Source organism: Achromobacter sp., from assembly GCF_036567245.1.
In the GTDB taxonomy this organism is placed as follows: Bacteria; Pseudomonadota; Gammaproteobacteria; order Burkholderiales; family Burkholderiaceae_B; genus Achromobacter.
The window spans coordinates 1-6,260 of record NZ_DATCUY010000187.1; the positions used below are offsets into that span (position 1 = coordinate 1).

Genomic DNA, 6,260 nt, shown 5'->3' on the forward strand with positions numbered 1-6,260 from the left:
GCATGGCCCGCGCCGCCTGGTGCCGGGCCAGAAACCCGGCCTGCGCGTCCTCCGGCGCGCGCTGCTCGAAGCGCACCTGGGCCGGAAACGTCTTCAGGCGGTTGGGATAGTCCAGCAGCGCTGGCCGCAACGCGGCCACAATGGCGGCCTTGTGCGCATCGTCCCAAGGCCGGCTGCCGCTCACGACCGCAAGCGCGCCGTCCGCAGCCACCTCATAGGCCTCGCCCGTCGCGTCCACCAGAAAGCCCGTGGCGCGCGCCTCGTCCGCATCGTTATAGGAATAGCCGACCCAGTAATGCGTCTCGCCGTTGCGCGGCGTCCTGACGCTGACCCGTTCCTCGCGCGACGCCTTCCAGGAAGCCGGATCTATCGCCAGCGGCCCGGAGCGGAAATCCAGCTTGAACTCCTTGCCCGTCTCGCGCACGTAGCGGTACAGGTACAGCCGGTTCTCCAGTTGACCCACCAGCACCGCGTCCTTGACGTTCTCGGTGCCCCACACGCGCCTCTCGGGTTCCTGCAGCGGATAGCGCGACAGCCGGATGGACTCGATGACTGCGCCGATGTCGGAAGCCGTGGCCAGCTGCGGCATGGCGGCAAGGCCGGCCAGCGCCAGCGCGACGGCGCCGCACAGGCGGGAAACAGCGGGGCGGAAGGAACGCGGCATGCGGAAGCTTCAGGGGACGGATAAGAAGGCGCCGATGATACGCGCCTTCCCGCGGCAATCCGGAAAGCGCCGCCATCGGTGCTTTGCCGCAAAGACTGCGGACAAGTTTCGTTATATATTCGACAACATAACGATTTCATTAACAGTTTAATTATTCTGCGCCCACGCTCCTCAGCCATGCACGCCGTTTCGATCGCCCCCGCAACAGCCCCGGCCGGTAGCGCCGAACCCCCCCTGCGGTTCGCTGGCGCCTTGCTGCGCCATGCGCCGCCGGGCCATCCCGACGCGGGGTTCTTCGCCACGGTCATCGGCAAGAGCCTGGCCTGTGGCGACCTGGGACGCAGCGGCCTGTCGTCCCGGGAGCTGGAAGGGCTGATCGCGCGCCTCTTTCCCGGCGCGCTGACGGGACACGATTCCGCGCTGGCCGCCTTGCGCGAGCAAGCCGCCATCTACCCAGCCCGCAGCATGGATACGGCCCAGGCGGAATTCATGCGCCTGCTGCGCGCGCTGCTGGACACCTGGGCCACACCCGGCGCAAGTACCACGCCCTGGGTCAGCAGCGTGCTGGCGCATGCCTGTCTGCGGCCCGACCATCTGTGGCGGGACCTGGGCCTGTCCGGCCGCGAGGACGTGACCTTCCTGCTGGCGCGCCACTATCCGGGACTGGTGGTGCGCAATGTGCGCAATCTGCGATGGAAGCAGTTCCTGGCCTACTCCGCCTGTGAGCAGGCGGGCCTGCCGCCCGCCGCCGCACCAGGCTGTCCGGCCTGCGAAGACTACGGTTTCTGCTATCCGGACATGCCGGACTGAGCGCCAGCCTCAGAACCGGTAGGTCGCGCCTACGCCCATTCCCAGGCTGCGTCCGGCCGCCGGTTCGTAATAACGTCCGTTGGTTTCGTTGACGATCACCGACCCGGCATAGCGCCGGTCGAACAGGTTGTCCACACGCCCATAGGCGTTCAGTTCCCAAGCTCCCGCCTTGAGCACGTAGCCCGCGCTCAGCGCTGCCACGAAGTAGCCGGGCGCGTCGCCGTCGTTGGCGTCGTTGACATAGATCTTGCTGAGGAAACGCCCTTCCAGCGAGGCCTGCCAGCCTTCCGGTGGCGCCCAGGCCAGCGAGGCATACGCGGCCTGGCGCGCGATGCCGGGGATCTTGTTGCCGGCGCGGATATCGCCTGGCCCGTCGTCGGCATAGCGCGCATTCAGCCAGGTATAGGCGAGCTGCGCGCGCCCATGGCGCGCGAATTCGCCGGACCAGCCCAGTTCCACGCCATCGCGCCGCGTACGGCCGGCGTTCTGATAGGTGGTCCGTCCGCCCGAGCTGCCCGCCGACACGATCTCGTCGTCGGTGCCGGTATGAAACACGGCGGCGGTCAGCAGGCCACCCGCCATGCTGGCCTTCACGCCGGCCTCCAGATTGGTGCTGAGCGCGGGCGCCAGGCCGAAATTCAGGCCAGGCAGGCCGCCAGGACGGTAGGAAATCTCGTTGAGCGTTGGCGTCTCGAAACCCCGACCGTAGGAAGCATAAAAGCTCAGGTCGGAATTCGGCGCATAGCGGATGGCCGCCACCGGCAAGGCCTTGCGATACCGCGCATCGCCGCTGTCGTCGGCATTGCCGGACACGATGTAATGGTCGTTGGAGTCGAAGCTGACGGTGCTGTAGCGCAGGCCCGCATCCAGCGTCCAGCGCTCCGACAGCTGCCAGGAGGCCTGAAGGTAAGGATCGGCGTTGTAGACGGTATTGGTTTCGTTACGCCTGAGCGCGCCCTGCACGCCCAGTTGGCGGCTGGCGCCCTCGCCGCTGAAGTTCTGGTAGCCCTTGCGGTCTTCGCGCATGGAGTCGTAGGCAAAGCCGCCGACCAGGGTCAGGGGCCGGCCCGCCATCGCCAGCTCGGAGGTCCAGCGCAGGTCCGCGCCGCCGTACTGGCGCTTCAGATCGATGACGCCGCCGGCCTGGGTCGGCGCCATCTGCGCGGCAGGGGGAATCGCCTGGTATTGCGTGGTGTCGCGCTGGCCGTAATAGACCATCACCCGCAAGGTGTTGCGGCTGTCCACCATGCGCTCGTAAACCGCGCCGCCCTGGGTCTGCCTGACCGTCTTGCGAGTGTCGTATTGCTGCGCCAGCGGAGCCGCGCGCGGATCGTCCTGGAATTGTCGGTAGGTCAGTCCCAGCGGATCCTGCGCCTTGAGGTCCACGCTGTTGGCCACGATGGTCAGCCGACTGGCGTCGTCCAGTTGCAGGCCCAGCTTGGCATTGCCCAGGTTCTTGCGCGCGGCGCTGTGGTCGCGGTAGCCGTCGGTGGTGAAACGCGTCAGGTCCAGCACGTAGTCCAGTCCGCCGCTGGCGCCGTTGGCGCGGGCGCCATAGCGCCAGGTGCCGTAGCTGCCGCCCCAGCCGCTGGCCGCGAGCGACGGCGGTTCCACGCCGTCCTCGGTAAACACCTGGATCACGCCGCCCGAGGAATTGCCGTACAGCGCCGAAAACGGACCACGCAATACTTCAACGCGGCCGATGGACCCAATGTCGATGTTCGACGTCTGCCCTTGCCCGTCCGGCATGGTTGCCGGTATGCCGTCCACGTACAGGCGCACGCCGCGCACGCCGAAGGTGGAGCGCGCACCGAAGCCGCGGCTGGATATCTGCAAATCCTGCGCGTAATTCTGGCGGTTCTGGATCTGCAGGCCCGGCACGCCGGCCAGGCCCTCGGACAGGTTGATGCCCGGCTGCTGCAGGCGCATGGCCGCGCCTTCCACCACGTTCACCGACGCGGGCGTGTCCAGCACCGAGGTGCCCAGGCGCGTCCCCGTCACCACCACCGCGGGCAACAGCGGTTCCGCCTCCTGGGCCCAGGCAGCCCCCGCTGGAAACGAGGCCAGCAGGCCATGCACGGCCCAGCGCCCCATGCCCGTACGCCACCACTGCCGCTGCGCCAAACACGCCTCCTGTAGGGGCCGCGGCGGGAATCGGTTCTAATACCCGCCATGGATAAATCGCAAGACATCGAACGCCGCCTGCTGGAGCTGGAGGTCAAGGCCAGCTTCTCGGACGATATGCTGGAACAGCTCAACCAGATCATCGTGCGCCAGCAACAGCAGATAGACCGGCTGATGCGTGAAGTCGCCGACCTGCGCCAGCAGTCGCCCGAGGGCGGCGCCCCCTTCCGCAGCCTGCGCGACGAAATACCGCCGCACTACTGATACCGGCCGCGCCCGCCGCGCCGGTCTTCCCCGCCTGCACCCAGAACCTCATGGAACTACCCGCGTTCCAGGCCTTCGTTTGTCTGGAAAGGGCGTCCCCAATTCCATAAATGGAAAATATATCCAAATAAACCGACTATCTTTCCACTGATGGAAATATCTTTTACCGATATACGGGTTTATCCCTACTCCGATTCAGCGCACTATTGAGTCATCGGGAAACAGCAACGAACCAGACGGATAGGCCGCCGATTCGCTCCCAAAGCTCTTGAAATCGGAGATTTACCATGAAGACCCTCGCTACCGCTTTGATGATGTCCCTGGCCGCGCTGAGCGCCGGCGCCTACGCCGCCTCGCCCAACATCGAACCCAACAACGTTCCGTTCCAAGGCGTCTACGGCACCCCGTATGAAGGCCCGACCCGCGCCCAAGTGCAGGCAGAACTTGCCGCCGCCAAGGCTGCCGGCCAAATGGCCGAAGTGGAACCGAACAACGTTCCGTTCCAAGGCGTCTACGGCACGCCCGCCACCGGCAAGACCCGCGCTGAAGTGCGCGCCGAACTGGCTGCCGCCCGCGCCGCCGGCCAGATGGCCGATGTGGAACCGAACAACGTGCCCTTCCAAGGCGTCTACCACGCCAACTAAGCGCACGCAGATTTACCCCTCCCCTTGTTGTACCTTGGCCGCCAGCATCTGGCGGCATTTTTTTGTCTGTTCGCGTACTATCGCCCCAAGATCAGGCATAACACTACGACTCAACAGGGAGCCCATCTTGAAACACACCCGCGTTCTCGCCTCTTTGCTGGTGGCTTGTGGCATTTCCGCGCCGGCGCTCGCCGCGCCTCCGGTGATGCTGAACAATGCCATCATCACGCAGATCCCCAAGGGCGATCAGCCCTCGTTCCACGAAGCCGTGGCGCAATCGCTGAACAGCTCGGCCGACGGCCAGCGCACCCAATGGAGCAGTACGCACCAGCCTAAAAAGGCGCCGCCCATCACCGTGCAGCTGACGCCGACGCAGACCAGCAAGGTCAAGGACGACCGCGTCTGCCGCTTCCTGGTCGGCGATTTCGCCCGCGGCGCGACCACTGAAAAGTGGCAGTTCTGGTTCTGCAAGCAGCCTGACGGCACCTGGAAGGCCAGCCGCAACTAAGGTCGCGTTGCGCTGAACCCCCAGCGCGAAAAGCAACTTCTGCGCCAGCGCGAACCCCAACTTCTGCGCCAGCGCGAACCCCAACTGCTGCGCCAGCGCCAAAAAATGCGCGCCGCTCCTTGATGGAGCGGCGCGCATTGTTTTGTGCCGCGTGCGCGCCCGCCGTGCAGGCGCGCGCAAGAACCGGATCAGGCCGAGGCTTCCACCCGGTTGGCGTCCAGCACCGTCATCGCGGTCATGTTGATGATGCGGCGCACGGTGGAGCTGGAGGTCAGGATGTGCACCGGCGCATTCGCGCCCAGCAGGAACGGACCCACCGCCACGTTGCTGCCCGCCGCCGTCTTGAGCAGGTTGTAGGCGATGTTGCCGGAGTCCACGTTCGGGCACACCAGCAGGTTCGCCTCGCCCTTGAGCGACGAGGACGGCAGGATCCGCATGCGCAGCGCTTCGTCCAGCGCGCAATCGCCATGCATCTCGCCGTCGATCTCCAGGTCCGGCGCGATCTCGCGCACCAGTTCCAGCGCCCGGCGCATCTTCGCGCCCGAAGCCGAACTGCCCGACCCGAAATTCGAGCGCGACAGCAGCGCCACCTTGGGCGCCAGGTACATGCGGCGCATCTCGTTGGCGGCGGCCACGGTGAATTCCGCGATCTGTTCGGCCGAGGGCTCGTCGTTCACGTGCGTGTCGACCAGCACCACCGTGCGCTCGTTGAGCAGCAGGATGTTCATTGCCGCGTACACGTTGTGGCCGGGACGGCGCCCGATCACTTCGTCCACGAAGCGCAGATGGTCGTGATAGGCGCCGACCGTGCCGCAGACCATGCCGTCGGCATCGCCCAGGCGCACCATCATCGCGCCGATCAGCGTCAGGCGGCGGCGCATTTCCACGCGCGCCATTTCCTTGGTGATGCCGCGGCGGCACATCAGTTCCCAGTACGTCGTCCAGTACTGGTGGAAACGCTCGTCGTATTCGGGGTTGGTGACTTCGACGTCCTCGCCCAGGCGCAGGCGCAGGCCAAGCTTCTCGATGCGCGTCAGCAGCACCGACGGACGGCCGACCAGGATCGGACGGGCCAGGCCTTCGTCCACCACCACCTGCACGGCGCGCAGCACGCGCTCGTCTTCGCCTTCGGCGAACACGATGCGGGCCTTGCCGCCTTCGCGCACGATGCGCTTGGACGCCGAGAACAGCGGCTTCATGAAAGCGCCCGAGTGGTACACGAACTGCTGCAGCTGCTCTTCGTAGG

The 6,260-nt window shown here is 66.1% G+C and carries 6 protein-coding genes and 1 pseudogene; 4 read left to right on the plus strand and 3 right to left on the minus strand.

Going from position 1 to position 6,260, the window contains the following annotated elements; all coding sequences use genetic code 11:
* Positions 1-664 (minus strand): annotated as a pseudogene (locus VIR09_RS07845) (ankyrin repeat domain-containing protein); the annotation flags it as partial.
* 177 nt (positions 665-841) lie between these two features.
* Here VIR09_RS07845 and VIR09_RS07850 point away from each other — a divergent pair.
* Entirely contained in the window at positions 842-1,474 is a 633-nt protein-coding gene (locus VIR09_RS07850) for a nitrogen fixation protein NifQ (protein ID WP_332012369.1), read from the plus strand.
* A gap of 9 nt (positions 1,475-1,483) precedes the next feature.
* Here the strand turns inward: VIR09_RS07850 and VIR09_RS07855 are convergent, their stop codons facing one another.
* Entirely contained in the window at positions 1,484-3,568 is a 2,085-nt protein-coding gene (locus VIR09_RS07855; RefSeq protein ID WP_332012373.1) for a TonB-dependent receptor, read from the minus strand.
* 78 nt (positions 3,569-3,646) lie between these two features.
* On the opposite strand from VIR09_RS07855, the gene VIR09_RS07860 reads away from it, so the two are divergent.
* The 3 genes from VIR09_RS07860 to VIR09_RS07870 all read left to right on the plus strand — a co-directional run bounded on the left by VIR09_RS07860 (position 3,647) and on the right by VIR09_RS07870 (position 5,014).
* A complete protein-coding gene (locus tag VIR09_RS07860) occupies positions 3,647-3,862 on the plus strand; it encodes a SlyX family protein (protein ID WP_332012370.1) in 216 nt (71 codons plus the stop codon).
* Positions 3,863-4,149: 287 nt separating this feature from the next.
* Positions 4,150-4,506, plus strand: a complete 357-nt coding sequence (locus tag VIR09_RS07865; protein WP_013395898.1) for a DUF4148 domain-containing protein — start codon at positions 4,150-4,152, stop codon at positions 4,504-4,506.
* Between the two features lie 127 nt (positions 4,507-4,633).
* A complete protein-coding gene (locus VIR09_RS07870) occupies positions 4,634-5,014 on the plus strand; it encodes a hypothetical protein (protein ID WP_332012371.1) in 381 nt (126 codons plus the stop codon).
* Between the two features lie 188 nt (positions 5,015-5,202).
* Here the strand turns inward: VIR09_RS07870 and VIR09_RS07875 are convergent.
* A partial coding sequence (locus tag VIR09_RS07875) for a phosphate acyltransferase (RefSeq protein ID WP_332012372.1) occupies positions 5,203-6,260 on the minus strand: 1,058 nt, incomplete at its 5' end.

Excerpts from the sequence above, each read along its gene's own strand:
- VIR09_RS07855 (WP_332012373.1), bottom strand. The coding sequence starts at position 3,568 with ATGGGGCGCTGGGCCGTGCATGGCCTGCTGGCCTCGTTTCCAGCGGGG.
- VIR09_RS07865 (WP_013395898.1), top strand. The coding sequence starts at position 4,150 with ATGAAGACCCTCGCTACCGCTTTGATGATGTCCCTGGCCGCGCTGAGC.
- VIR09_RS07860 (WP_332012370.1), top strand. The coding sequence starts at position 3,647 with ATGGATAAATCGCAAGACATCGAACGCCGCCTGCTGGAGCTGGAGGTC.
- VIR09_RS07850 (WP_332012369.1), top strand. The coding sequence starts at position 842 with ATGCACGCCGTTTCGATCGCCCCCGCAACAGCCCCGGCCGGTAGCGCC.